At 60.1% G+C, this 24,525-nt stretch carries 23 protein-coding genes and 2 pseudogenes; 9 read left to right on the top strand and 16 right to left on the bottom strand.

What is annotated here, in order from left to right:
- Positions 1-3: 3 nt before the first annotated feature.
- Positions 4-591 (bottom strand): PilZ domain-containing protein, encoded by a 588-nt coding sequence (locus AC0Z2B_RS18765; RefSeq protein WP_416423441.1) that lies wholly within the window; start codon positions 589-591, stop codon positions 4-6.
- A 94-nt stretch (positions 592-685) separates the two neighbouring features.
- Between AC0Z2B_RS18765 and AC0Z2B_RS18760 the strand changes: the two genes are divergently transcribed.
- From AC0Z2B_RS18760 to queF, 4 genes are all read left to right on the top strand, one after another.
- Positions 686-1,933 carry a lipoprotein-releasing ABC transporter permease subunit gene (locus AC0Z2B_RS18760; RefSeq protein WP_416423442.1) on the top strand — a complete coding sequence of 416 codons (1,248 nt, stop codon included), beginning with the start codon at positions 686-688 and terminating at the stop codon, positions 1,931-1,933.
- 7 nt (positions 1,934-1,940) lie between these two features.
- Positions 1,941-2,624: a lipoprotein-releasing ABC transporter ATP-binding protein LolD gene (gene lolD, locus AC0Z2B_RS18755; protein WP_416423443.1), complete on the top strand. Its 684-nt coding sequence runs from the start codon at positions 1,941-1,943 to the stop codon at positions 2,622-2,624.
- 60 nt (positions 2,625-2,684) lie between these two features.
- The gene (locus AC0Z2B_RS18750) at positions 2,685-3,929 is read left to right on the top strand and encodes a lipoprotein-releasing ABC transporter permease subunit (RefSeq protein WP_473006044.1); all 1,245 of its coding nucleotides are present in this window, start codon (positions 2,685-2,687) and stop codon (positions 3,927-3,929) included.
- A gap of 206 nt (positions 3,930-4,135) precedes the next feature.
- Positions 4,136-4,966, top strand: coding sequence for an NADPH-dependent 7-cyano-7-deazaguanine reductase QueF (queF, locus tag AC0Z2B_RS18745; RefSeq protein ID WP_476298638.1), 831 nt, complete (start codon positions 4,136-4,138; stop codon positions 4,964-4,966).
- A 108-nt stretch (positions 4,967-5,074) separates the two neighbouring features.
- On the opposite strand, the gene AC0Z2B_RS18740 is transcribed toward queF, so the two are convergent.
- Together AC0Z2B_RS18740 and AC0Z2B_RS18735 are read right to left on the bottom strand one after the other, a co-directional pair.
- Complete coding sequence (locus tag AC0Z2B_RS18740; RefSeq protein ID WP_416423446.1) at positions 5,075-5,338, bottom strand: DUF4404 family protein; 264 nt, start codon at positions 5,336-5,338, stop codon at positions 5,075-5,077.
- Between the two features lie 122 nt (positions 5,339-5,460).
- On the bottom strand, positions 5,461-6,048 hold the full coding sequence (locus tag AC0Z2B_RS18735) for a phosphonoacetaldehyde phosphonohydrolase-related protein (protein ID WP_476298636.1): 588 nt from the start codon (positions 6,046-6,048) through the stop codon (positions 5,461-5,463).
- 193 nt (positions 6,049-6,241) lie between these two features.
- Between AC0Z2B_RS18735 and AC0Z2B_RS18730 the strand changes: the two genes are divergently transcribed.
- On the top strand, positions 6,242-6,943 hold the full coding sequence (locus AC0Z2B_RS18730; RefSeq protein WP_416423448.1) for an MlaA family lipoprotein: 702 nt from the start codon (positions 6,242-6,244) through the stop codon (positions 6,941-6,943).
- Positions 6,944-6,993: 50 nt separating this feature from the next.
- Here the strand turns inward: AC0Z2B_RS18730 and AC0Z2B_RS18725 are convergent, their stop codons facing one another.
- Positions 6,994-7,293, bottom strand: a complete 300-nt coding sequence (locus AC0Z2B_RS18725; protein ID WP_476298634.1) for a PilZ domain-containing protein — start codon at positions 7,291-7,293, stop codon at positions 6,994-6,996.
- A gap of 269 nt (positions 7,294-7,562) precedes the next feature.
- Here AC0Z2B_RS18725 and rssB point away from each other — a divergent pair, with 269 nt between their 5' ends.
- On the top strand, positions 7,563-8,747 hold the full coding sequence (gene rssB / locus AC0Z2B_RS18720; protein ID WP_416423450.1) for a two-component system response regulator RssB: 1,185 nt from the start codon (positions 7,563-7,565) through the stop codon (positions 8,745-8,747).
- Complete coding sequence (gene rssC / locus AC0Z2B_RS18715) at positions 8,744-9,226, top strand: anti-sigma factor antagonist RssC (protein ID WP_416423451.1); 483 nt, start codon at positions 8,744-8,746, stop codon at positions 9,224-9,226. Before rssB ends, rssC begins: the two co-directional genes overlap by 4 nt.
- A 124-nt stretch (positions 9,227-9,350) precedes the next feature.
- Here the strand turns inward: rssC and tal are convergent, their stop codons facing one another.
- Both tal and dusA read right to left on the bottom strand, forming a co-directional pair.
- Positions 9,351-10,277, bottom strand: coding sequence for a transaldolase (tal, locus tag AC0Z2B_RS18710; RefSeq protein ID WP_416423452.1), 927 nt, complete (start codon positions 10,275-10,277; stop codon positions 9,351-9,353).
- A gap of 195 nt (positions 10,278-10,472) precedes the next feature.
- Positions 10,473-11,483, bottom strand: coding sequence for a tRNA dihydrouridine(20/20a) synthase DusA (gene dusA / locus AC0Z2B_RS18705; protein ID WP_476298632.1), 1,011 nt, complete (start codon positions 11,481-11,483; stop codon positions 10,473-10,475).
- 102 nt (positions 11,484-11,585) lie between these two features.
- Between dusA and AC0Z2B_RS18700 the strand changes: the two are divergent.
- Positions 11,586-12,737, top strand: a pseudogene (locus tag AC0Z2B_RS18700) (tyrosine-type recombinase/integrase).
- Here the strand turns inward: AC0Z2B_RS18700 and AC0Z2B_RS18695 are convergent.
- Positions 12,706-12,987, bottom strand: a complete 282-nt coding sequence (locus AC0Z2B_RS18695; RefSeq protein WP_476298630.1) for a pyocin activator PrtN family protein — start codon at positions 12,985-12,987, stop codon at positions 12,706-12,708. The pseudogene AC0Z2B_RS18700 and the gene AC0Z2B_RS18695 sit on opposite strands and share 32 nt — an antisense overlap.
- A gap of 629 nt (positions 12,988-13,616) precedes the next feature.
- On the opposite strand from AC0Z2B_RS18695, the pseudogene AC0Z2B_RS18690 reads away from it, so the two are divergent.
- Positions 13,617-13,871 (top strand): annotated as a pseudogene (locus tag AC0Z2B_RS18690) (DUF3841 domain-containing protein); the annotation flags it as partial.
- Positions 13,872-14,675: 804 nt separating this feature from the next.
- Here the strand turns inward: AC0Z2B_RS18690 and AC0Z2B_RS18685 are convergent.
- The 9 genes from AC0Z2B_RS18685 to AC0Z2B_RS18645 form a co-directional block, all read right to left on the bottom strand.
- Entirely contained in the window at positions 14,676-15,947 is a 1,272-nt protein-coding gene (locus AC0Z2B_RS18685) for an MFS transporter (RefSeq protein ID WP_476298628.1), read from the bottom strand.
- Entirely contained in the window at positions 15,937-18,387 is a 2,451-nt protein-coding gene (locus AC0Z2B_RS18680; RefSeq protein WP_476298626.1) for a lantibiotic dehydratase, read from the bottom strand. The genes AC0Z2B_RS18685 and AC0Z2B_RS18680 overlap by 11 nt, the downstream gene beginning before the upstream one ends.
- Positions 18,388-18,390: 3 nt before the next feature.
- Positions 18,391-19,197 (bottom strand): hypothetical protein, encoded by an 807-nt coding sequence (locus tag AC0Z2B_RS18675; RefSeq protein WP_476298624.1) that lies wholly within the window; start codon positions 19,195-19,197, stop codon positions 18,391-18,393.
- The gene (locus AC0Z2B_RS18670) at positions 19,187-20,101 is read right to left on the bottom strand and encodes an MbnB/TglH/ChrH family RiPP precursor modification enzyme (RefSeq protein WP_476298622.1); all 915 of its coding nucleotides are present in this window, start codon (positions 20,099-20,101) and stop codon (positions 19,187-19,189) included. The genes AC0Z2B_RS18675 and AC0Z2B_RS18670 overlap by 11 nt, the downstream gene beginning before the upstream one ends.
- A gap of 67 nt (positions 20,102-20,168) precedes the next feature.
- Positions 20,169-20,324 (bottom strand): 3-thiaglutamate biosynthesis pearlin carrier peptide TglA, encoded by a 156-nt coding sequence (tglA, locus tag AC0Z2B_RS18665; protein WP_476298620.1) that lies wholly within the window; start codon positions 20,322-20,324, stop codon positions 20,169-20,171.
- A gap of 10 nt (positions 20,325-20,334) precedes the next feature.
- A complete protein-coding gene (locus tag AC0Z2B_RS18660) occupies positions 20,335-21,480 on the bottom strand; it encodes a M50 family metallopeptidase (RefSeq protein WP_476298618.1) in 1,146 nt (381 codons plus the stop codon).
- Positions 21,477-22,394: a class I SAM-dependent methyltransferase gene (locus tag AC0Z2B_RS18655; RefSeq protein ID WP_476298616.1), complete on the bottom strand. Its 918-nt coding sequence runs from the start codon at positions 22,392-22,394 to the stop codon at positions 21,477-21,479. Before AC0Z2B_RS18655 ends, AC0Z2B_RS18660 begins: the two co-directional genes overlap by 4 nt.
- A gap of 13 nt (positions 22,395-22,407) precedes the next feature.
- Positions 22,408-23,154: a methyltransferase domain-containing protein gene (locus tag AC0Z2B_RS18650; RefSeq protein WP_476298615.1), complete on the bottom strand. Its 747-nt coding sequence runs from the start codon at positions 23,152-23,154 to the stop codon at positions 22,408-22,410.
- A 152-nt stretch (positions 23,155-23,306) separates the two neighbouring features.
- Positions 23,307-24,518 (bottom strand): MFS transporter, encoded by a 1,212-nt coding sequence (locus AC0Z2B_RS18645; RefSeq protein ID WP_476298613.1) that lies wholly within the window; start codon positions 24,516-24,518, stop codon positions 23,307-23,309.
- Positions 24,519-24,525 lie beyond the last annotated feature (7 nt).

Genomic DNA, 24,525 nt, shown 5'->3' with positions numbered 1-24,525 from the left:
AACTCAGGCACCCGGGGAATCGTTTTGTTCACGTTCGCGGCGCCGTTCGGCCGCTTGTTTTTGCAGGATGTAACGGGCCAGCAGCTGGCGCTGGGCGTCACTGATGTCATCGAACTCGGTGCCAATCTCGAACTGGCCGTCAGGCTTGGCGTCGCAGTGGGTGACCTTGGCACGCAGCAGCAGGCCCAGGGCCTGGGGCATCAGCGCCATTTTCACCGACACGCGGCTGCCCGGGGCAATGGCCTCGGCCTGGCGAAATTCCACGCCACCCTCGGACAACACCACCGGCCGTGGCTCGCCGATGTGCCCCAGGATGGTCTGCGCCACCACCTGGCTGAGCAGGTCGATGCGCTTGTTCTGGGCCTTGAGGAAATTGCCCAGGGTGCGGTCGCTGTCGCTGAGCTGGCGCAGCAGGTGCTGGGACTCGAATTCGCTGAGGTGCAGTTCGCTGAGCAGGTTGAACAGCGGTGAAGCATCTTGCAACAAGTCCGTGCCAGCGGCGTCGGCAGCTGAAAGTGGTTGAATTTCCAGTGCGATCCTATCGTCGATACGGTAGTATTCGCGGCGATCTTCTTCATCTAATGTCGACATGGCGAACCCATGGTAGCGGCGGTGGTCTGAGTGTAAAGCTGCTCGTCAAGCCCCGCCACAAGGACGTTCCTCTTTCATTCGAACAAGCCCCGACATGTTCAGACCTCTCTTCGTTTTCATCGGCGCGCGTTACACCCGCGCCAAGCGTCGCAATCATTTTGTGTCATTCATTTCCCTGACCTCGATGATCGGACTCGCCCTTGGCGTGATCGTGATGATCGTGGTGCTCTCGGTGATGAACGGCTTCGATCATGAAATGCGCACCCGCGTGCTCGGCATGGTGCCCCACGCGACCATCGAGTCCAGCAAGCCCATCGATGACTGGCAGGCCCTTGCCAGTAAAGTAAAGCAGAATCCCGCGGTGCTGGAGGTAGCCCCCTACACCCAGATGCAGGGCCTTATGACGAATGACGGCAAGGTCCAGAAGATGCTGCTCAACGGCGTCGACCCGGCGGAGGAACGCAAGGTCACCATCCTTGACCAGTTCATCAAGCAGGGCAGCCTCGACGACCTGAAGGCCGGCGAATTCGGCATCATGCTGGGCGACAACGCGGCCAACAAGCTGGGCGTGAAGGTGGGCGACAAGGTCACGTTCGTCACCCCGGAAGTCAGCATCACCCCGGCGGGCATGTTCCCGCGCATGAAGCGCTTCACTGTCACCGGCACCTTCCACGTGGGCGCCGGCGAGATCGACGGCTACCTGGGCCTGACCAACCTCGACGACCTGGCGCGCCTGCACCGCTGGCAGCCGGGCCAGGTGCAGGGCGTGCGGCTGAAGTTCGCCGACCTGTTCCAGGCGCCGCGCATTTCCTGGCAGATTGCCCAGGGCCTGGGCGACGAGTACTACGCCCGCGACTGGACGCGCACCCACGGCAACTTGTACCAGGCCATCGGCATGGAGAAATCCATGATCGGCCTGCTGCTGTTGCTGATCGTTGCGGTGGCGGCGTTCAACATCATCTCCACCCTGGTGATGGTGGTGAACGACAAGCGCGGCGACATTGCCATCCTGCGCACCCTGGGCTCCACGCCCGGTCAGATCATGCGTATCTTCATGGTGCAGGGCACCGTCATCGGCGTCGTCGGCACCCTGATCGGTGCCGGGCTGGGCATGCTCGCGGCCGTCAACGTCAGCGGCGCCATCGCGCTGCTGGAAAAGGTCATCGGGCACAAGTTCCTCAACCCCGACGTCTATTTCATCGATTACCTGCCGTCGCAACTGATGGCCAATGACGTGTTCATGGTCTGCGGTGCGGCACTGGTCCTGAGTTTCCTCGCGACCCTGTACCCGGCGTGGCGCGCGGCGCGCACCCAGCCGGCAGAGGCGCTACGTTATGAGTGAGTTGGGCATGAGTGATAAAGCAGTGCTGAGTTGCCGCAACCTGGGCAAATCCTACGAGGAAGGCCCGGAGTCGGTGGTGGTGTTGTCGAACCTGCAGCTGGAGCTGTTCGCCGGCGAGCGCGTGGCCATCGTCGGCCAGTCGGGCTCGGGCAAGAGCACCCTGCTGAACATGCTTGGCGGCCTCGACACGCCCAGCACCGGCAGCGTCTGGCTGGCCGGCGAGCAGCTGTCGGCGCTGAACGAGAAGGCCCGCGGCCTGCTGCGCAACCGCGCGCTGGGCTTCGTCTACCAGTTCCACCACCTGCTGCCCGAGTTCACCGCACTGGAGAACGTGTGCATGCCCCTGCTGATCGGCAAGACGCCGATCCCCGAGGCCAAGCAACGTGCCACGGCGCTGCTGGAGCGCGTAGGCCTGGGCCATCGGTTGTCGCACAAGCCGGCCGAGCTGTCGGGCGGCGAGCGCCAGCGCGTGGCCATCGCCCGTGCGCTGGTGAACAAGCCGGGGCTGGTGATGCTCGACGAACCCACCGGCAACCTCGACCAGCACACCGCCCAGGGCATCCAGGACCTGATGCTGGAGTTGAGCGTATCGCTGCGCACCGCCTTCCTGGTGGTGACCCACGACCTCAACCTGGCCCGGCAGATGGACCGCGTGCTGCGCCTGGAAGAGGGCCGTCTGGTTCCGATCTAAGCCCTTGCGCCCGGGTTCGCCCGGGCGTTGCTCCAACCCTTTTTCCAGGTGCCTTGACGTATGTTCAGACCCTTATCCATCTTCGTCGGCGCGCGCTACACCCGGGCCAAGCGCCGCAACCATTTCATCTCGTTCATCTCCATGACCTCGATGATCGGCCTGGCCCTCGGCGTGCTGGCGATGATCGTGGTGCTGTCGGTGATGAACGGTTTCCAGAAGGAAATGAGTTCGCGCATCCTCGGCATGGTGCCCCACGCCACGGTCCTGGGCGCCAAGCCCCTGGACGACTGGCAGCCGGTGGCCGCCGCCGCGTTGAAGAACCCCGAGGTGCTGGCCGCGGTGCCGTTCACCGACATGGACGGCATGCTGTCCTACAAGGGCTACATGCAGCCGATCCAGGTCAGCGGTGTCGACCCGGCCCAGGAAGGCAAGGTCTCGATCGTTGCCGACCACATCACCAAGGGTGCGCTGCAGGACCTCAAGCCGGGCGAGTTCGGCGTGGTCATCGGCGACATCACCGCGCGCCGCTTCGGCCTCAACGTGGGTGACAAGATCACCCTGATCGTGCCGGAGCTCAGCGGCGAACCGGGTGGCATCACCCCACGCCTGCAGCGCCTGAACGTGGTGGGCGTGTTCAAGGTGGGCGCCGAGCTGGATGGCTCCATGGCCCTGATCCACATGGCCGACGCCGCGCAGATCCAGCACTGGCAGCCCAACCAGGTGCAGAGCGTGCGGCTCAAGCTCAAGGACCTGTACATGGCGCCCCAGGTGTCCAAGGCCATCGCCGCCAGCCTGGGTGAGGGCTACAAGGCCGACGACTGGACCCACACCCAGGGCAGCCTGTTCAGCGCCATGAAGATGGAAAAGACCATGATCGGCCTGTTGCTGCTGATGATCGTCGCGGTCGCCGCGTTCAATATCATCGCCACGCTGATCATGGTGGTGAACGACAAGGGCGCCGATATCGCCATCCTGCGCACCATCGGCGCCACGCCGCGGCAGATCATGGGGATCTTCATGGTCCAGGGCACGGTGATCGGCGTGGTTGGCACCCTGATCGGCGGCGTGCTGGGCGTCATCGCCGCCATCAACGTCAGCGCCGTGGTGGGCTGGCTGGAGCGCACCACCGGCCAGCACATCTTCACCTCGGACGTGTACTTCATCAGCAACCTGCCGTCGGACCTGCAGGCGGGCGACGTGATCATGATCTGCAGTGCCGGCCTGATCCTCAGCTTCCTGGCCACCGTGTACCCGGCCTGGCGCGCCGCGCAGATCGAACCGGCCTACGCGTTGCGTTACGAGTGACCCCCTGACGCGGCCTGCGGCCGCTGCTACGACTGGCCCCCCTGACGCGGCCTGTGGCCGCTGCTACGACTGGCCCCCTGACGCGGCCTGCGGCCGCTGCTACGGAGGGCCCTGTAGCAGCGGCCAGGGGCCGCGTCGAATGCAACCACTGGGCACGCAAAGTGCGTGGTAAACTGGGCGGGTTTACTCACGTCCAGGTTTCCAACATGCATCCCGCAGCCGAACATTCGCCGTTGGGCAAGTCCAGCGAATACATCTCCACCTACACGCCATCCCTGCTGTTCCCCATCCCGCGCGCGGCCAAATGGGCCGAGCTGGGCCTGAGCGCCGAGACCCTGCCGTACCAGGGCGTCGACTTCTGGAACTGCTTCGAACTGTCGTGGCTGCTGCCATCGGGCAAGCCGGTGGTAGCCATCGGTGAATTCAGCATCCCGGCCGACTCGCCGAACATCATCGAGTCTAAGTCGTTCAAGCTCTACCTCAACTCCCTGAACCAGACCCCGTTCGACAGCGTGCAGGCGCTGGAAGCCTGCCTGGTCAAGGACCTGTCCGCCGCTGCCGGCAAGCCGGTAGGCGTGCGCGTGCGTTCGCTGGCCGACGTGCAGGCCGAAGGCGTGGTGGCCTTGCCGGGCGTGTGTGTCGACGACCTGGACGTGAGCATTTCCAGTTATGAGCACCCGCAGCCCGAACTGCTGCGCTGCGACCCGTCGCGCGTGGTGGAGGAGAGCCTGCACAGCCATCTGCTGAAATCCAACTGCCCGGTCACCAGCCAGCCCGACTGGGGCAGCGTCGCCGTGCACTACCGCGGCCCGGCCCTGGACCACGCCAGCTTCCTGGCGTACCTGGTGAGCTTCCGCCAGCACTCGGACTTCCACGAGCAGTGTGTGGAACGCATCTTCATGGACTTGAAGCGCCTGCTGGACCCGCAGGAGCTGACGGTATACGCGCGCTACGTACGCCGCGGCGGGCTGGACATCAACCCGTACCGCAGCACCTCGGCGGTCACCCTGGAAAACGCACGGTTGGTGCGCCAGTAACGGATTCTGTAGCCGCTGCCGTAGGCTGCGCTGGCCGGTGTGGACCCTGAAGTTCTTCAGCGAGGCATCGGGCCAGCGCAGCCTGGCGGCAGCGGCTACGGGGCTGGGTCAGATCCCCATGCCACCCAGGGTCTGGACGATGTTGCGCAGCGTCCCGGCAAGCCCTGGGTGCTCCACTTCGAAGCGCTCCACGGCCAGGTTCACGCCGTCGGCGAGGTTGGGGTTGTTGGTGGCGGTTTCCAGTTGCAGCTCGGCCTCGATCTGGGCCATCAGGTCGTGCAGGTTGGCACGCTCCTCTTCGTTAAGCGGCGGGTTCTGCTCCAATTGCTCGCGCAATGTGTTCAATTGCTCTTGCAGTTCGCGGGCAGGCATGGCGATCTCCCTTCAATGATAGGCACAGCCATTGACCGCGGCGCGGTGCCAAAGGTCCATGACTGACCTTTAGATTAATCCACCGCCGCGTTCCCTGCATGATCCTGATCAATGCAGTCGTATCAGGGTTTTTCACCCTTGTAGCGACGCAGGGCGATGTCGGCCAGGCAGGCCTCCAGCTCTTCCAGGTGATCGATCACCGAATGCACCCCCAGGGCGAACAGCTTCAGCGTGGCTTTGCCGCGCAGCAGGTCGCGCTCGCGCGCTTCCAGTTCGCCCCATTGCTCGGCGGACAGCCCGCACAGCGGCCCGCACGACGCCAGGCCCACGGTCCACAGCCCGGCGTTGAGCCCCGACTGCAACAAACGCGGGTTGCCACTGACCAGCACGCAGCCGTCCAGGCGCGAGACGTTCAAGTGCATCAGCGCCTGCCAGCAGGCATCGGGGGCGGGCCAGGGGTTGCCATCGGGCACGCCGACGGCTTTTACCCAGCGCGGCAGCGGCGCGGCCAGGGGCAGGGCGAGGGTGTCGTCCAGTTCATCCAGCCACGCACAGGGCACGCCCTGGTGACGCAGCAGTTTCAACGCTTGCAGGGCCCCGGGGGTAGGGCCGGCGTCGGGTTCGGTGCGTGCGCCGAAATCCACCAGGCAGCCGCTCAGGCCGAACAGCAGTGCGGTGAAAGTGGGGACGCAGGGTGCGGTGTCAGGCATGTCGGCTTCCCTGTTTGGACCGATGAAGGCTACGGGGAATGCGTGACAGTTGTATGAATGCGGCGTGACGCTACTTTGGTCGGAGAAGGAACACTTTGCGACTAAACTGACGGATTCGGCGCAGAAGCTTTATACTGGGTCACTCTGTAATGCGCCCCCGGGGGCGTGAATCGAATTCCAAGGAGTAACATCTATGCGCTTGATCGGTACGGGTGTGATCGATCGTCTGGCCAAGGCCTGCCTGATCGCCGGCGTCGTCCTGGCCCCGGTTGTGGCCCAGGCCGCCGATGAAGACCCATGGGAAGGGGCCAACCGCGTCATTTTCCGCTTCAACGACACATTGGATACCTACGCGCTCAAGCCGATCGCCAAGGGCTACCAGTGGATCACGCCGCAGTTCATGCAGGATGGCGTGCACAACTTCTTCAACAACATCGGTGACGTCGGCAACTTCGCCAACGACGTGCTGCAGGCCAACCCCCAGGCCGCCGGCGTCGACACCGCGCGCCTGCTGCTCAACACCACCCTGGGCGTCGCCGGCCTGTTCGACGTGGGTACCCGCATGGGCCTGCAGCGCAACGACCAGGACTTCGGCATCACCCTGGGCAAGTGGGGCGTGCCGAGCGGCCCGTACGTGATGATCCCGCTGCTGGGCCCGAGCACCGTACGTGACGGCATCGCCAAGTACCCGGACAGCTTCACCCAGCCGTACCGCTACATGGACGACATGTCGCTGCGCAACAGCCTGTTCGCCCTGAGCATCGTCGACACCCGCGCCCAGCTGCTGCAGGCCGAGAAGATGATCAACGGCGACAAGTACATCTTCATCCGCAACGCCTACCTGCAGACGCGCGAATACAAGATCAAGGACGGCCACGTCGTCGACGATTTCTGATTCACCGCTGCATGAAAAAAAGGCGACCCCTGTGGTCGCCTTTTTGCTGCTCAGCGCATCTCCACGATGCTCAGGCCGATGGTCTGCAAGCCGGCGCCCAGTTCCTCGATGCGTACCACTTCCGCTTGGGCGTCGAGGTCGCGCAGCGCCGCGTGCTCGGAGGGCAGGTGCACGCCCACCACGTCACCCACCCGCAACGCGCTGCGCGCCTCGATCTGCATGCCGGTGCTGGAGAGGTCGCGGCACACGCCCAGCACGCGCTGGCCGTCGACGATGAGAAACACCTTGGCGTTGACCGTCATGCGGATGAAATCACGTTTTTCGGCGAAGTCGCGCTCGGCTTGGGACATGGGCTGCATCCTTCCATTAGGTTGCTTGCGGATAGGTTTTTATAACCCCCGGTGATTTGCGCTGTAAAGACAGCAAGCGACCATCGGCACACGCTTGAAACACCCGGCGGATGGGAGTACCGTCTGCGCCTTAGAGGGCACCTCTGGTTCAGTGTGGCAGGCTTTGGCCTTGCAACCACTGCCAAGAGAGGCTAGAAGTGAATCCAGTAAGCGAGCTCAGGCCCGGCCGAGTACCTTACGCCAACCAATTTCTGGCGCCGTTTGCCCACATGCAGAAAACCAGTGCCACGCTGCTGATAATCGATGATGACGACGTAGTGCGTGCGAGTCTCGCCGCCTACCTGGAAGACAGTGGTTTCAGCGTCCTGCAGGCCTGTAACGGCCTGGAGGGACTTCAGGTATTCGAGCAGGAACAGCCCGATCTCGTGATCTGCGACTTGCGCATGCCGCAGGTTGGCGGCCTTGAGCTGATCCGCCAGGTCACCGAGCGCGCGCCGGACATGCCGGTGATCGTGCTGTCCGGTGCCGGGGTCATGAACGATGCCGTCGAGGCCTTGCGCCTGGGTGCGTCCGACTACCTGATCAAGCCCCTCGAAGACCTGGCGGTGCTCGAGCACTCGGTGCGCCGGGCGCTCGACCGTGCCTGGCTGCTGAAGGAAAACCAGCGTTATCGCGAAAAGCTGGAAACCGCCAACCGCGAACTGGAAGCCAGCCTGCACCTGTTGCAGGAGGACCAGAACGCCGGGCGCCAGGTGCAGATGAACATGCTGCCCGAGAGCCCCTGGGTGGTCGACGGCTTCACCTTCGAGCACCAGATAATCCCCTCTTTGTACCTTTCAGGTGATTTCGTCGACTGTTTTCGCGTTGATGAGCGTAGAGTGGCATTCTATCTGGCTGACGTTTCCGGGCATGGTGCCTCCTCGGCCTTCGTGACCGTGCTGTTGAAATTCATGACCACGCGCCTGATGTTCGAATTCAAGCGCAATGGCACGCTGCCGGAGTTCAAGCCGTCGGAAGTGCTGGGCCATATCAACCGCGGGCTGATCAACTGCAAGCTGGGCAAGCATGTGACCATGGTGGGCGGGGTGATCGACGAAGACACGGGGCTGCTGACCTACAGCATCGGCGGGCACTTGCCGCTGCCGGTGTTCTTCAGCCAGGGCCAGGTGCGTTACCTGGAAGGGCGTGGCTTGCCAGTGGGGCTGTTCAACGAAGCCACCTACACTGACCACGTGCTGGAATTGCCGGAGAGCTTCAGCTTGACCTTGTTCTCTGATGGCATTCTGGACCTTTTGCCCGGCGAAACACTCAAAGATAAAGAGGCTGCCTTGCCGGAAATCGTCAAGGAAGTCGGCGGCGGCCTGGATGGCCTGCGGCGCAAGTTTGGATTGGCCACGCTTGGGGAGATGCCGGATGATATCGCCCTGATGGTGCTAAGCAGGAACCTAGAATGAGTACTGGTAGAATCCAGTTCGCTGAACAAAATGGCACCTTCGTGCTGAAATTTGTTGGTGAAGTGCGCCTGACCCTGTGTTCGGCGCTGGATGCGACTATTGAGAAGATCTTCACTGCCCTGAACTTCTCGGCGATCGTTATCGATCTCACCGAGACGCGCAGCATTGACAGCACCACGCTGGGCCTGTTGGCCAAGCTGTCGATCCTGTCGCGGCAGAAGGTTGGCTTGCTGCCCACCGTGGTCACGACCCACGAGGACATCACGCGCCTGCTGCAATCCATGGGCTTCGACCAGGTGTTCAACATCGTCGGCCGGCCTATCCCGTGCCCCGAGTGCCTGACCGACCTGCCGTCCCAGGACCAGTCCGAAGACATCGTGCGCACCAAGGTGCTGGAGGCGCACAAGATCCTCATGGGCCTGAACGACTCCAATCGCGAGGCGTTCCACGACCTGGTCAGCGCCCTCGAACGCAGCTGACCCGGCTCGCTTTTGTAGGAGCCGAGCTTGCTCGCGATGCGGCCACCGCAACTCTTCCGCCAGGCCAGGCACAAAAAAGGGCGACTCCCATGGGAGTCGCCCTTTTTCGTTGCCGCGCCGCGAATCAGATCTTGGCTTTGAGCAGCGCTTCCAGTTTTTCCTGGTCGCGGGCGAACTGGCGAATGCCTTCGGCCAGCTTCTCGGTGGCCATGGCGTCTTCGTTGGACTCCCAGCGGAACTGCGCTTCGGTCAGCGGGTGCTTGGCTTCGCCGCCATTGCCTGGCTTGAGCTTGTGCGCCAGGGTGCCGGTGTCATCCGACAGCTTCTGCAGCAGCTCAGGGCTGATGGTCAGGCGGTCGCAACCGGCCAGCTCTTCGATCTGGCTGATGTTGCGGAAGCTGGCGCCCATCACCACGGTGTCGTAGCCGTTGGCCTTGTAGTAGTTGTAGATGCGGGTGACCGACTGTACGCCTGGGTCTTCGGCACCGGTGTATTCCTGGCCGGTGGACTTCTTGTACCAGTCGTAGATGCGGCCCACGAACGGCGAGATCAGGAACACCCCGGCGTCGGCGCAGGCGGCGGCCTGGGCGAAGGAGAACAGCAGGGTCAGGTTGGTCTGGATGCCTTCCTTCTCCAGCTTCTCGGCGGCGCGGATGCCTTCCCAGGTGGACGCCAGCTTGATCAGTACGCGGTCGCGGCCAACGCCGGCCTTGTCGTACAGGTCGATCAACTGGTGGGCCTTGCCCAGCAGGGCCGGTTCGTCGAACGACAGGCGGGCGTCCACTTCAGTGGAGATGCGGCCCGGGATCACCTTGAGGATGCCGCTGCCCACCGACACCGCAAAACGGTCGCAGGCCAGGCCGATATCGCCCTTCACGTCGCGCACGGCGTCGTTCAGCAGCTCGGCGTAGCCGGGCATGGACGCGGCCTTGAGCAGCAGCGAAGGGTTGGTGGTGGCGTCGACGGGCTTGAGGCGGCTGATCGCATCGATGTCGCCGGTGTCGGCAACCACAGTGGTAAATTGCTTGAGTTGTTCCAGCTTGGAAGTCATGAGCGTGCTCTGTCCTGTGCGATTGAGTGACATTACCCGACCGCCGCCAAGCGCTCAAGCGCCGCGGCCACCGGGTGGAAGAAGACTGCCGTTTAGAGCCCCAAAAGGCCGCAACGGTTCCCCGTAGCAGCTGCCGAAGGCTGCGTCACGTGCGCAACGTCCATGACGCGGCCTGGCGGCCGCTGCTACAGGGCATCAGCGACCTTCGAGCAACATACCCGCCTGGTCCAGCAACCCCAGCGAATCCTTGGTCTTGTGAATATCCACCGACAACAACTGGCGGAACTTGCGCGCCCCCGGGAAGCCCTGGCCCAGGCCGAGGATATGCCGGGTCACGTGGTGCATCGCGCCACCTTCCTCGATATGCCGGGCGATATAGGGGCGCATCTTCGCCAGCGTTTCGGCACGGGAAATCACCGGCGCCGTGCTGCCGAACAGCTCCTGGTCCACTGTCGCCAGCAGGTACGGGTTGTGATACGCCTCGCGGCCCAGCATTACCCCGTCGAACGTATTCAGATGCGCCTGGCACTCGGCCATGGTCTTGATGCCGCCGTTCAGCACGATTTCCAGATCCGGAAAATCAGCCTTCAGCTGCGCCGCCACGTCATAGCGCAGCGGCGGAATATCACGGTTCTCCTTGGGCGACAGGCCCTCCAGGATCGCGATGCGCGCATGCACGGTAAAACTGCGGCACCCGGCCTCACGCACCTGGCCAACGAAATCGCACAGCTCGGCATAACTGTCGCGGCCATTGATACCGATGCGGTGCTTCACCGTCACTGGAATCGACACCGCATCGCGCATCGCCTTCACGCAATCGGCCACCAACGCCGGGTGCCCCATCAGGCACGCGCCGATCATGTTGTTCTGCACGCGGTCACTGGGGCACCCGACGTTCAGGTTCACCTCGTCATACCCGGCCTCCTGCGCCAGGCGCGCGCACGCCGCCAGGTCTGCCGGCGTGCTGCCACCCAGTTGCAGCGCCAGCGGATGCTCGGTGTCGTCGTGGCGCAGGAAACGCGCGGCGTCGCCGTTGAGCAGGGCGCCGGTGGTGACCATCTCGGTGTAGAGCAGGGCGTTGGCGGAGAGCAGGCGCAGGAAGAAGCGGCAGTGGCGGTCTGTCCAGTCCATCATGGGTGCAACGCTGAAGCGTCTTGAGGGCTCAGGCCCTGTGTTTGCTGGGGTTGAGTCTGTTTTTAATGACATTTTGGTCTGCGTATTCTTTACCATTTTCGGGCGTTTTCGGGCGTTTTTTCGAGGTCGGTGGTAAGATTTACCACTTCGACATCGACTCTTACCACTTTTGCCATGGCTACTATTCGAGTGAGAAAATTGGCGGACGGTACCGTTCGCTACACAGCTCAGATCCGCATCAAGCGTGATGGGGCGCAAGTCTACCAAGAGACCCAGTCGTTCGTATGAAAACAGGCCGCACAAGCCTGGATTCGACGACGTGAGGCAGAGCTCTACGAGCCTGACGCGATCGAAAAGGCAAACAGGGTCGGTATCCCGCTGGCCGAGATTATCGATCGCTACTTGCAAGAGGTCGAAAAGGCCCGCCCATTAGGGAAGACTAAGCGCGCAACTCTGAAAGCGATCTCGCTGACCACTCTGGGTCAGGTAGTTGATTCGCAGATCAATTGTCAGCGTCTGGTCGAGTACGCGCTTTGGCGGATGAGCAAGGCTGGCGGAGATGTCCAACCGCAGACCGCAGCGAACGATATGGCTCATCTTGGGGCTGTGCTCTCGGTTGCGAAGCCTGCCTGGGGCTATCAAGTTGACCAGCACGCAATGGCTGACGCCAGAAAGGTCCTGAAAAAGCTCGGCTATGACATGAAAAGTCAGGAGCGCGCGCGCCGACCGACCAAGGATGAGTTGCAGAAACTACTCCAGCATTTCAGCGCTGGTCAGAAAATAAGACCTACTTCGATCAACATGATCGAGGTGTTGGGATTCGCCATGTTCTCAACCCGCCGCCAGGATGAAATCACGCGTATCCGGTGGGCGGATCTGGATGAGGAGGAGCACCGGATACTCGTCCGAGACATGAAGAACCCAGGGCAGAAAATTGGCAATAATGTTTGGTGCCACATTCCATATCCTGCGTGGGAAATCCTACAAAGCATGCCGAGGAAATGCGCGGAAATATTCCCGTACAACCCGGATTCCATCTCCGCCTCCTGGACACGAGCATGCAAATTCCTAGGCATTGCAGACCTGCACTTCCATGACTTGAGGCATGAAGGTGTCAGCCGGCTCTTTGAAATGGAGTGGGACATCCCGCGGGTAGCTTCGGTCTCTGGACACCGCGATTGGAACTCGATGCGACGTTACACGCACCTCAAGCGTTGCGGTGATGTTTGGCTGGAGTGGGAATGGATCGAGAGGATGATCAAGTCGCCTGTAGAGCTAGGTTCGAGGGGCGCGGTCAACGTCGCGCCAAGACGAAAACACCGTTGAGTTGACGGCACTCCTTGAGCGCGGCTTCTCTTTGCTCATCCAAGTAATTGGCCAGATCTGTAATATGGATGCCTTTGGCGCTCTTCTGGCTTGGCTCGAGGCGGGTGATGGGGATCTTGATCTGCCCTGCCAGTACCTTGCGTTGAAAGATCTCTATCGTGAGATGGGTGAGGTAGTCAGCGCAGACGGCGCTGAGCGGAATGATAGCTTTGCCTTCGTATTGGGCCATCAGCAGGAAAACGGTGTTCATCCTTGGTCTCCTAATGTGGGGCGCTAGGGCTGGGACGCGATTCATATTGGTCTTTTTGCCTGCTGGGAAACCCTAAAATACGAAGCTTGCTTGCCCGAATTTTGGGTGCAGAGCGCTATGGAATACATTGGCGTTAGGTGGATGACGCCCTGCTGCGGAGGATGGCGTTCACCTCTCGGCTGTAGATAAAACTCGCTACCCCTAGTATTGGGTGCTAGGGGTCGAGTGTTCGAATCACTTCGTCCCGACCATATTTCTTAAGAAAATCCAGTTACTTAGCGGTGACTGGATTTTTTTATGCCTAGCCGTTTGACCTATCATCAGAACTTTGCCTCCACTTTTTGCCCCACCTGCACTTTCTCGGTGTCAATCACTCATTCAGGCAGCCCAAAGCCGGCTTGCGATCAGGGGCGAGATTACGTGCTGGATCGTCATGGAGCGCCTGGTTTGGCAGCGCCTCCAAACCACGGGTACTCTGACCTGTCCGCGCGATAAGGCTGATAGCGATCCGCTATTTCAGCGGGCCTATGCATGGATGAGGAGCGGTGTGACGGGCGCCGGCATTGAACCGCCCGCACCGGGCTTTGTCGCCCTGGAGGAGTTGGATTCGGCGCGAGCCGGAGCGTGGCATGCCGCATGCAGAGGACTTGGAGGGGCTTGATGATACGATTGTGTTGCAATTGGCCGTGTCCGCCGGGGACCTGGTACCGTACCGTTTCGACCTGTGGCATTACGTCCTGAATCGCTGGTATGTGGCTGACTCGGAGGAGGACGCGCTTGACTTTGAAGCGCTACAGGCGGTGTATGGGGAGGCTCAGTTGCAGGCGCGATTGTGGGCGTCTTGGTGTGCGGTGTTTGATCTGGACTGGTCTGTGGCGGGCATGGGGTCCTTCGGGGAGAAGAGCATTCAGGCGTGCTTTTGGACGCTGCGGTGTGATCAGGTCACGGCGGTGCTGGAGCGTAATGATCTCTGCGGTTCAGATTACATCCGCGCTACCAAGTGCATTTCACACCTACTTCGCCATCCTGGTTACATCTGGTGGAGCGCTTCTTCCAGTTAGCATGTGCCTGGTGGCTTTAGTCGGCGACAGGGTAGTAGTCCACGCGATATTCGCCCGGCTGAGGATTTACCAGCAGTTTCCACACCAGCTCGACCGGTACCAGCGTGCCCGTGGTGGCACGGGTTTACAGCTTAAGGCCGTTGTCGTTTTTCAGGTTGGATGGGTTGACGTTGGACGCGCCGCTGCACATACAATTTGTTGTTGAGGAGGTAACGCAGGCGCGCACCCCATTGGCTGATGGGGCCGTTACAGATGCTGTCCAAATAGTTCCCACGGCGCGAATAGCAGAAGGTCAGGTTCTGAAGCACGCAATCTTCTACGGCAAGTTCATCGGTGACTGAAAACGGCCCACCTTGAGGTCGAAGGTTTGTCCAGCCAGTTTTTGCTCAATCATAGCTCGCCAATGCGGATGACACTGCCCCGGTCGTGCACTTCTTGCGCCGAGCCTAAGTTGTTGGCGCGTGGGTCGCCGGTGATTTAGACGATTTTGCTTTCGTTATGGTTGCTCAGAGCTTCCGGTGTCCTAAAGTCTGCCCCGATATTTGGTCGTTTAAATGATGCCAGACTTGCATATCTGGCCAATCATTAGCCGCCCCATTTGCGGATGAGTGTTCAGAATCTGGTTTATTAGCCTCGTTTCAATTTCCAAGGTTTGAAACAGAGCCATAGCAATATGCCAGGTATTTGCAGGGCGATCATGCAACCCAGTGTCCATTGGTAAGCGATTGCCGGGTGCCCCAGATCAGTACTGGGCCACGCGTTCAGGATTTCACCCATTAGCCACTGAAGCGCAAAGGCGAGCACAAACACCACCAGATTGAAAGAGGAACTGACGCGACCTGCCAACTCGGGGGGGACGGACTGAGCAACGATGGCGTAGTTCATGGTGGTAGAGGTGCCGAAAAAGCTGAAGCCCACGGCAATTACCAGGGGGGAAACCGGCAGCCCGCTGATCATCAGGATCTGAAAGCCAATGAAGATTGCCACGCCCGTCCCGCATACCATGATCGGCTGTACCCCAAACCGCCGAAGGTAGTCAGTGATCGTACCGAACGCCAGGGAGCCCGCCACCATGGCCACCGTTCCCCATAGTAGGGTGCTCGCCATGCCGGCTTCACCCACCTGGCCCACATCCTTAAGCCAGGGCCCCATCCACAATGAAAGTACCGACATATAGATGGCATGGGCGAACACGGAGTACAACGCCAGGCGCCAGAACACCCAGGAGGAATATAGCGCTCCGACGGCTGCCGACATTTCGGCCAGCGTCGTGGGTTTGGGCTTGTAGGTGCGGGGCACGCTGATGTGGATGATCAAGCACACGGTCAAGGTCAGTAAAGCCAGGATGAGGAAGGCTTCACGCCAGGTAGTCCACTTCATCAGCTCATGCAGAGGGGTGGTGGACGCCATGGCACCCAGCCCGCCAACTGACAGCAGGCAGGCCGTTGTGAGAGGCAGCCGCTCCACCGGCAGCCATATGGTGCAAGCCTTGATCGCGCTCATCAATGACCCGGCAACGCCCAGCCCGATCAACCCGCGTCCAATTATCAAGCCCATTTCGGAATGGGCAAAGCTGAAGATCAGTGACCCCAGCACGGCAAACAGCAACATGGGGGCCTGTACGCTGCGAGGCCCATAGCGATCAAGCATCACCCCCAGTGGAATCTGCGCCGCCGCGAAGGTCAGGAAGTACACGCCTGTCAGCAGCCCCAGACTACTGGCAGGCAGGTGTAGTTCATTCCCCAGGTCGACGTAGATTAGCGCATTGACGGTTCGAAACAGGTAGGAAACAAAATGGCCCAACCCGAAGGGCACGAATATGGTGAGGAACAGATAGAGGAAGGACTGTTTTGCACTTTGGGGGTCTCCTGCGAGCGTCCCGGCATTTTCATTTCCCATCGGCGATAGTCCCGTTGCAGGTGAAGGTGGTGCGCAATTCTGCGCAGAATGCCCCACGGTTTTCCGCCAGCCACAATTCGTCGGGGCCTGGCCGCATTTCCGAGAATTTGACTTGGCCGGCCTTATTCAGCGCATTCGTTATCCCGTCCAGCGACAGCGGATTTTCAAAGTCGATGAATTGCGGTTTGGGTTCAGTGTCTATCTTGATGAAGGCGTAGCGGGGCAGGCCCTGTTCTTCAGCCCAGGCGCGCCATTGCAGCACATGGTCCAGTTCGTCGATGGAGGCAGTGGGTTTAGGCAACTGATCGGAGCTGAACAACCACGAGGCGCGTTTGTACAGTGTACGGCCCAGCCAGATGCGTCGTTTATCGGTCTTGGCCACAGTGCTACCCGCCAGCGCGAAGGCCAACTGATGCAGTGGTGTTGCGTAGACGCACATCAGGTCTTCCTCAAATTGGCCTGACACATCGACCACCTGCAGACGGCCGGCGATACGCCGTATTTTCGCTCGCCCAGCTGCGAATTGCTGTGTAGCGGGCACGCACCCCCCCCCTGAAGGCAACACCAACTGCAGGTAGTAGGGCTGTAACGGCCAGTCGATATGGGAGCGCTGATAGCTGTCCGGGGAATCGGCGAGCATCAGGCGAGGCCGCTGGAACAGCGCCGCCACCTGTTCATTGATCTGAGCGTTGAAAGGACTGAACGGTGCAGCCACCGGCTGGCTCAAGGTGTGCACGGCTGGATGTACTTCTCCGATGATGATTTCGTATCGCCCTTGGTTTATCGCTTCCACCGAGGCACTGGAGAGCAGGAAGTCGGGGGAGTGGTATTCGCTGCCGAATACTTCGAAACCAGTTACGTCCTGCGCTTTATGAAGTTCGTTCAACAGGCTGTCGACATGGGCCGGGGACAGGCGTACCTCGCGCTGGCCCGAGAATGGCTCCAGTACCTTGTCCCATGCCTGTTCCAGGCGTTGCTCAAGGCTGGCGATGATGCGAGTTTGTACCAGGGGCAGCTGCGGGGAAAACATGTGCAGCCAGTGCAGGAAGTCGACTGGGTTACCCGGGGCCGCCTCTTCAAGTTGTTCCCATGTCTGGGTGAACGCGGCATGAAGTTGCTGCGCGATGGCCTTGACCAGCCATTGGTGGATGCGCATCAGCGGCGCCAGTTGCTCATTGATCTGGTCGAGCATGTCCTTGCCCAGGGTCAACTGAACATTCCTGGCGCAGTCTTCATAGACAGGATAACGTCCGACATACATGGCCCCTGCTTCACGGCTCACATCTACCCCGGCCTCGCGCAGCAATGCGTTCATGGTTTCCAGGGCATCGACACGCTGCATCAGGGCGCCCTGCGAGTAAGCCTGGCGTGCGGCCTCAAGCGCTTGCAGCCTGGCGTTCCATGGACGCGCGAACGATTCATCCATGCCTGGCACTGCCACGCAGCGCTGTAGCGCTTCAATGGGGCGGCTTTCGCGCGGGGATACATGCCAGCCACGGCGCAGGATACGCTGCTTCACCAGATGCTCGATCAAATGTGCCAGGGTTGCAGGATCTGCCTCGGGCATGGCCCTCAACAGGCCTGAAAAAGTCGGCAGGTTAGGCTGGGGATTGCTTACATAAGCCAGAACGTTTGCAGTGAGCGCATCGACCGAACGTTTTTTTTCAATCGGCAGGTACAGAGTCTGGGCTTGCAGGTAGCACCCTTGGTTGAGTTTGAGCGGCATCAGCTCGGTGTGGGGGCATTGCAGATTGACCTGCTCCAGCAAACGTTGCACTGCCCAACTTTCAAACCAGGTCTGGCGGTCCTTGATCCAGGAGCCCTCGCCTTGGGTGAGGCGGATGTTTTCTTCTTGCGCGTTGTCGAACTGGCCCCAGGCCAACGGACCAAAAAAGCTTGAAGTGTCGTTCTTGGCGCAGAAGCGCTGGGTGTAGCTCCAGCCCAGGCGCAGTTTCTGCTTCTTGCGGCTGTCGGTCTTGCCGTGACGGTCCCTGATCAACTCGCGGATCCGGGTATGGGCTGCCGGGTTGGAAATGAACAGGGCCTCGGAAATGGCATCGTCGTCCAGAAAGGTGATCAGGTCCTGGCGGGCACTCTCCAGGTAGTCCTGGTATTGCCGTTGGGCTGGCTCACGCGCCTCGACGCGCGCCAGTAATTCATTCCAGCGGGATAGCTGATCAGCCATCGGTCCTCGTAGCGCATCCGGCAAGTCCGAGGTTTGAATGGGGTGGTTTTCAGTCAACTTGCGAATGAGCTTGCGGCACGCTTGGGGCGAAAAATCACCAGCTCTCTGCAGCAGATGCTTTTGCACTGCGCACAGGGCCCGGTAGTCCTGTTCAGCGTGGCTGCACAGCGGCAACGCGCTGAAGCGACCCAGCTGTGTCAGTGGGTGGATCGGGAAACCTGTCGAGCGCAGCCAGAAGTACTGTGAACTTTCCATGTTCTAACCCGGGATCCTTATCGCATTGAATTGGTGCAGCTTTCCCAACAGTGCCAGATCGGTTTGGCCGGGTTGAAGGCCATCGTTGCCGGCTGGTTGTTGGGCGAAAGTGAAAGGCAGCCTTGGGCACTCCAGCCATTGGTACAGCTCTGCCGCCCGGGGGCTCAGTAGCGTGAACTTGTGGCGAGCATGGGGTTGCGGTAGGTAAATCAGAATATGCTCACAGGCCGCTGGCAGGCTGCCGCGGCCCAGCTGGCTCTTGTCTCGCAACCAATCGGAAAGGGCGTGGCTGCTTCGGTACAGGCGTGCGCTCGGCGCGCGCTGGTAATGACCTGGCTCGATCGGCCCGGGCGTGACCAGCCCCCTGTAGAGCGCTACGCACTCGCGTTCCAACCTGACCAGGTCCTGTACCTGTGGCAGCCCCTGCAATTCCGGGTGCTTGAGCAGGAACTCCAGCGCCGCATCGCAATAGGTATAAACTCGCGGCCCGTAGTCAAACCATGCCTGTTCGCGCAGGAATGCCCTGGACAGCTGCGCAATGTCCAATTCCAGGTTGAGTAGGGCGCGCAACGTCAGTGGCGCCCCGGTTTCCAGTGCGTTGATGAACGAGTTGACCAGGCGGAACTGGTAGTTCTCGACAAACCATTTCACCCGTTCGAATTCATTGGCGTAGGCGGCCAGGATCACACGTTCGTGCTCTGGGAAACCTTGTAGCCACTCAGTGGCGCGTTGGGCCTGGAATAGTTGCTGTTGTAGCCCTTCGTCGCGTAGCAAGCGCCGCCAGAGTGTCCAGACCTGTTCAGCGTCCATGTGCCAGCTCCTGTACGGACGGGGTGTAGTGCTTCCAGATTTTTTGCGCGCGGCGTACATCCGCGACGATCATGTGCTCGTCTTCGGCGTTCATCACCCGGGTCATGGCGTGGTGGGCCTGGCCCTGGTATTCCAGGATGATTGCCGAGGGGGTCGCCCGGGATAGCAAGTCTTCGTACAGGTCCCACACCGGTTCGGGGACGCTGGAGTCGTGCCAGTCGTGGTAAAGCCCGTCATGCCAACTACCGCCGGCAAGGTGAACCGAGATGACCCGGTCCAACGGCAAGGTGTCCATATAGTCGCGCAGGTCGAAATGCTTCAGGTTCAGGTGGTTGGTGTAGATATTGTGCAAATCCAGATGAATGAAGGTGCCCGACCGCTCGACCAGGCGCGCAAGAAACTCGGCCTCGCGCATCTCCGCGCCCGGGCACTGCAGATAGTAGGCAGCATTCTCATGCGCCAGGGGCATGCCGTAGCAATCCTGCAATTCGCTTGCGCGCTGCGCGCAGCGCACCGCTTCAGCCTGTGAAAACTGCAGCGGACTACTCCAGATATCCAGCCAGGAGTTGTCGCCATAAAAGCAATGGTTGGCTACCCATGGGCTATTGATCATCTTGGCCAGTGGAACATGACGCTGCACGGCAGCGGTTTGTGCCAGTGGGCTGAAGCCGAAGTCACAGCCGTAGTTGGAATGGGCCAGCAAGGTGAATTTGCGCGACAGACGCTCAATGATTTCCTGGGCAGCAGGCTTGATGATCTGCGGGCCATCCATGGGCGCCATGATATTGTCCAGCAGGATTTCCAATACATCGACTTCGATGTCCTCGAATGGAAACCAGTCGAGGATTTCGGGGTTGTATTGGATGCCCACGCCAATGGGGCTGGGCTTGGTGAATCGAGCCATGTAGGTTCTCATCGCTAAGAGGCGGACAGTACGCCCGGCCTCATGCCGGGCGCAGCGCTATCGAGGATCAGGCAAAAACCTTGCTCTCGATGATTTCGATGTCGTCTAGATCGAACTCCTCGAACATGGCGTGCTCCTGGCTATCCATGGTGCTGTCGGTTGTCGGGGATTGAACATCATCACGGGATTGGTCGGCTTCGGGTTTCAAGGTGGCTTGTGTCATGGCATTTTCCTCAGGGGTGGTTGAAAAGACGGATCAAGGTGTTGGCAGTGAAACTCCAGGCTATGAGCCAGCCCAGGCACGTGAGAAGCACAGTTGCCCAGTACAGTCGGCGCACCGCCGGTGACACTTGCTCGGCCTCGGTCGTTCGCCTGCGGCTTCTGACATAGTTGAAGGCACGTTGGCGAAGGCGTGGCTGGCTTAGCAGTTCTGTGATCGCCAGGTAGGTATCGCCATTGAAGATTGGCAACAGCGTCGGTACCAGTGAGATGAACGAAGCCACGATCATCACAATGGGAAGCGCTACGGCAGTAGGATGTTCACTGCGCAGCAGCACCCAGAGCAGCACCCCCACACCGGCGTATAACAAGCTGAGCAGCGGCCCGGCCAGTATGGTGATGACCCGGTGCTTGAGTGGTAACCGTGACCATTGGTTTTGCACGGGTCTTACCCAGCCCGTCGCCAGCAGCAGGTAGATACCGATTCCGAAATCATTGACCTTGACGCCATAGTGTCGGCACGCCATGGCGTGCCCCAGTTCATGCAGGGCGATGGAGGTCAATATCACTGGGAAATGCCAGATCAGCCACTTATAGCTATGGATATAGGTCGCCGCGGCGTCTGTCATGAACGACGCGCTGTGCAGGCCCAGGTAGACGAAACTACCCAGGGCGATCAACAGCAGCGGCATCAGGAACAGGGCGCTGCAGCACCATGGCGCCAGGCGGTAGAGTTGATCAAGGAGCGGCTGGGGGTTGGCTTTTACCAGGTTGATCAGCAGGTACTCTTTGAGCGGACCATAGGTAATCCCCGTGGCGGGATCGCGCAATGCCTTGGCTTGGGGCGTGCGCTCGCGATGCAGCAGATTAAGGTGCAGCAGTTTGCGTTCAAATTGCTGCAGCTTTTCGATGCAGACCTTGATTCGATGCTGCGTCAATGCTGCCTGCGCAATATCCTCGTGGCTGCGCCGGCCATCAAAAAGCGCCGCGAGGGCATATTCGGCCTTGCCCAGTTCAAAACCAAGATCCGAAGCAGGGTCATAGACCGTATAGCGCCCGCTGGGGGCCTCAGGGTGCGGCGCAGTAATCACTAGGTCCTCCCTCAACAAGGGGAAAACAGCTGTGCAGGATGCGGCGGCTGGTAAGGTTGAGCTGCTCATGGCCGGACCTGCTGCGCATGCAAGGCTGGCTGATAATGCTCGTGCAATGCGGCGCGCCCTTGGGCCTTAATGCGTTCCAGCAAGCCAGGGTCAGGTGCGGCGCAGGCCCGCCCCAGGACGAAGACCGCGCCGGGGCGGGTCGGCCCGCAGACGGGGCTGTGGGTGGTGTGGACAGGTTCCCAGCCATGACGGCACATGAGGTACTCGATGCTCGTGGCACTCAAGTAACGGCGGTGGTTATGGGTCAGGAACCCTTGTTCCAGGCCGTATCCCAGGGCCCGACCTTCTATCAGCAGCAATCCGTCGTCCGCGCTTGCCAGGCGACAGCGCTGCATCACCCGATTGACATCATGCACATGTTCCAGCGACCCATTGATGATGATCAGATCGTAATCGCCGTGCTCGTCCATGTGCTCAGCGCCCACCAGGTCGATCGTGAGCCCAACTTTTTTCCCGTATTCCACGTAGGCGCGGTCAGGGTCATTGCCCCGTACCGACCAGCCACGTTTGGCGAAGGGAATCATCAGGCCCCCGGCCGAACAGCCGACATCCAGGAGCTTTCCCTGGGCAGGTAGCCAGTCGTGCAGGTACTGATACAGGTGTTCGCCGCGTCGAACCTGGTCGACGAAGAAAGCACGTTCCGGTTCGGTATCACCGAACAGGGTGAGGCGGTAGAACTTGTCGTAGTACGCCTGGTAAAACGCTTCGTCAAAACGGTACTGCTGAAAAATATGCCCGCATTCCTGGCAGCCGAGTACCGGTAACTCAACGGGTTGGTCACCAGGCCCGTGAATGTTGGAGAGCATGACCGAATTGTCAGTGGAGTCACACAGCTCGCAATCCATTGGCTGCGCGCGAAAGTGGGCGGGCATGTTCAGCAGCCGCAGGTAATGTTCTTCAATAGCGTTGTGCATGCTGACGTTCCTGTCATTTGATACAGAAAAAGCCTTCAAAACAGATGTACTTGAAGATGCTGGTAACGTCCTTGAAACCGGCACGGGCCAGCATCTCCAGGTTGCCCGCAGAGGAGAAGGGTTCAAGTACTCCTTTCAGGCTACGTGTCTTGGCAAGGATTTCGTCAGCGCTGTAACCCTGCTCCCGCTTGTAGTCAACGTACAAGCTGCTGAGAATGTCCTGGAACCGAGCGTCAGGCCCGCGAACTTTTTCGAACATGATGAATGCACCGCCCCAATTGAGGGATTGGTAAATGCGGTCGAATAACGCTTGACGTACACGCGGGTGAACAAACTGCACGGTGTAATAGGCAACAATGAAATCGCTTTTTTCATAGTCAAAGGTCAATATGTCATCCGTCATGAAGGTGACATTGGCAAGCGGCGCCGCGCTGAGTTGCAACTCGGCTTGGCGAGTCATGGCCGCTTCGACATCAATACCAACCCATTTGCCCGAAGCGCCGTGGCGTTGCGCCAGTTGCCGGGTCAACGCGCCGGTGGAGCTGCCCAGTTCATAGCAGACACTGTCGTTTTTTACGAAGAAGTCACTAAGTGAAAGAACGATATCGTGACCGTCCCGGTACTTGGGGACCGACTTGGACACATGCGAGTCGAAGTGTTGTGGGGTCGAACCACCGAAACTCCAGGCGGCATTACTGGCCTCTACGCCATCACCCACGGTTTCGTAAACGGCTGCTGTTGAATTAATTACGGTCGACATAATACTCACATCCTTGAGGTTATGCGGGGAGGCACGTCTGTGCCAACAGTAGCTGTCTGCGCTGGGCAATGAGCCCGGCGGTTAACAGTAACTTCTCTTGATCAGTTAGGTATGCTGCGGTCCTTACTAAACTGCCGTTATCATCAGCCTGGTCACGCCACGACGCCGGCTGCCGCGCGCCGCCATACCAGGCGTGCGAGGGTAATTAACCAATTGACCAAGGCCACGAACAAGACTGTCGATAGCAAGGCTGGCATTCCCTCACTAACAATTATCTTGCCGGCCAGCAGTGGAAAGCCGAAAACACCGACAAAATAGGAAAGGCTAAATAGCAGCAGGGATTGAGATGTTTGTCCGGTGGGTGCTTCGTTGGCCGCCAGTCCGTTGATGACTGAATAGGTCAGGCCATAGCCCACGCCCAATATGACTGCCGCCAGCAAATAAGTGCCAGGTGAACGGACCGAGAACATGAACATCAATACTGAAATTACCATCAATGCCGTCAGCACGCAGGCCATCAGGTAAGGGTCAAGTTTGGTGATTATCCCCGCGATCAGCAAGCGGCAGGAGATGGCTGCGCACATGAAACCGAGGAAAAACAGCGAGTAATCCAGGTGATGCAGGGCAGCATAGGAGGTCTGGAAGCTGGACAGCCCGCCGAATATGGCGCCCCCAAGGCCGACCATGATTATCGCGAATACCGCCTTGGAGCGTAATACCGAGCTTGCCGCCTGCGCGGTGATTTTGCACACCGATACAGGGCCCAGCGTAGCCTGTTGGCGCTTGATTCCGGGGGCAATTAGGAAGAATAGGACGCCGCCGAGCAGGCTGGCCGCGGCCGCGACCAAGAATGCTGATTCAACGGCATGGCCGGCCGCCATTGCTGCTCTGCCCACCAGCGGGCCCGTACCGATCCCGCTCATCATGCTGCCCGAGAGCAGGGCGAAGTATTTCACCCGACGTGTAGGCTCGATGATCATGGCAACGATGATCGGCCCAAGGGTGTAGAAAATTCCCCAGCCAAACCCCAGCACCAGGCCAAATACCCGCAATGTTGTGCCGAACGAGCTTACGCAAGCAAAGCCGGTACACGCCACCGCCAACAGCAACGCCCCGCCGGCAATGGCCTTGGACGCGCCAATGAGGTCGGTCAGGTGTCCGGAGAAAATCACCGCGATAAAGGTGCTGATCATTGCGACGGAAATGACGGTTCCGGCATCCGATTCGCTGCCGCCGTGGGCTTTGAGCATCATTGCCAACAGGAACGTCATGCCATAGGACATGGACAGCAAATAACTGGCAAGACAAAAGAGGCCGAACAACCCGGTCGCCGGGGCACGTTCCGTTACTGAAAGTGTGGGCATAAGACTA

It is taken from the genome of Pseudomonas sp. GYB4201 (assembly GCF_056312595.1).
This window is presented reverse-complemented; position numbering and strand designations above follow the sequence as displayed.

Excerpts from the sequence above, each read along its gene's own strand:
- AC0Z2B_RS18765 (WP_416423441.1), bottom strand. The coding sequence starts at position 591 with ATGTCGACATTAGATGAAGAAGATCGCCGCGAATACTACCGTATCGAC.
- AC0Z2B_RS18760 (WP_416423442.1), top strand. The coding sequence starts at position 686 with ATGTTCAGACCTCTCTTCGTTTTCATCGGCGCGCGTTACACCCGCGCC.
- lolD (WP_416423443.1), top strand. The coding sequence starts at position 1,941 with ATGAGTGATAAAGCAGTGCTGAGTTGCCGCAACCTGGGCAAATCCTAC.
- AC0Z2B_RS18750 (WP_473006044.1), top strand. The coding sequence starts at position 2,685 with ATGTTCAGACCCTTATCCATCTTCGTCGGCGCGCGCTACACCCGGGCC.
- queF (WP_476298638.1), top strand. The coding sequence starts at position 4,136 with ATGCATCCCGCAGCCGAACATTCGCCGTTGGGCAAGTCCAGCGAATAC.
- AC0Z2B_RS18740 (WP_416423446.1), bottom strand. The coding sequence starts at position 5,338 with ATGCCTGCCCGCGAACTGCAAGAGCAATTGAACACATTGCGCGAGCAA.
- AC0Z2B_RS18735 (WP_476298636.1), bottom strand. The coding sequence starts at position 6,048 with ATGCCTGACACCGCACCCTGCGTCCCCACTTTCACCGCACTGCTGTTC.
- AC0Z2B_RS18730 (WP_416423448.1), top strand. The coding sequence starts at position 6,242 with ATGCGCTTGATCGGTACGGGTGTGATCGATCGTCTGGCCAAGGCCTGC.
- AC0Z2B_RS18725 (WP_476298634.1), bottom strand. The coding sequence starts at position 7,293 with ATGTCCCAAGCCGAGCGCGACTTCGCCGAAAAACGTGATTTCATCCGC.
- rssB (WP_416423450.1), top strand. The coding sequence starts at position 7,563 with ATGCAGAAAACCAGTGCCACGCTGCTGATAATCGATGATGACGACGTA.
- rssC (WP_416423451.1), top strand. The coding sequence starts at position 8,744 with ATGAGTACTGGTAGAATCCAGTTCGCTGAACAAAATGGCACCTTCGTG.
- tal (WP_416423452.1), bottom strand. The coding sequence starts at position 10,277 with ATGACTTCCAAGCTGGAACAACTCAAGCAATTTACCACTGTGGTTGCC.
- dusA (WP_476298632.1), bottom strand. The coding sequence starts at position 11,483 with ATGTCATTAAAAACAGACTCAACCCCAGCAAACACAGGGCCTGAGCCC.
- AC0Z2B_RS18695 (WP_476298630.1), bottom strand. The coding sequence starts at position 12,987 with ATGAACACCGTTTTCCTGCTGATGGCCCAATACGAAGGCAAAGCTATC.
- AC0Z2B_RS18685 (WP_476298628.1), bottom strand. The coding sequence starts at position 15,947 with ATGGGAAATGAAAATGCCGGGACGCTCGCAGGAGACCCCCAAAGTGCA.
- AC0Z2B_RS18680 (WP_476298626.1), bottom strand. The coding sequence starts at position 18,387 with ATGGAAAGTTCACAGTACTTCTGGCTGCGCTCGACAGGTTTCCCGATC.
- AC0Z2B_RS18675 (WP_476298624.1), bottom strand. The coding sequence starts at position 19,197 with ATGGACGCTGAACAGGTCTGGACACTCTGGCGGCGCTTGCTACGCGAC.
- AC0Z2B_RS18670 (WP_476298622.1), bottom strand. The coding sequence starts at position 20,101 with ATGGCTCGATTCACCAAGCCCAGCCCCATTGGCGTGGGCATCCAATAC.
- tglA (WP_476298620.1), bottom strand. The coding sequence starts at position 20,324 with ATGACACAAGCCACCTTGAAACCCGAAGCCGACCAATCCCGTGATGAT.
- AC0Z2B_RS18660 (WP_476298618.1), bottom strand. The coding sequence starts at position 21,480 with ATGAGCAGCTCAACCTTACCAGCCGCCGCATCCTGCACAGCTGTTTTC.
- AC0Z2B_RS18655 (WP_476298616.1), bottom strand. The coding sequence starts at position 22,394 with ATGCACAACGCTATTGAAGAACATTACCTGCGGCTGCTGAACATGCCC.
- AC0Z2B_RS18650 (WP_476298615.1), bottom strand. The coding sequence starts at position 23,154 with ATGTCGACCGTAATTAATTCAACAGCAGCCGTTTACGAAACCGTGGGT.
- AC0Z2B_RS18645 (WP_476298613.1), bottom strand. The coding sequence starts at position 24,518 with ATGCCCACACTTTCAGTAACGGAACGTGCCCCGGCGACCGGGTTGTTC.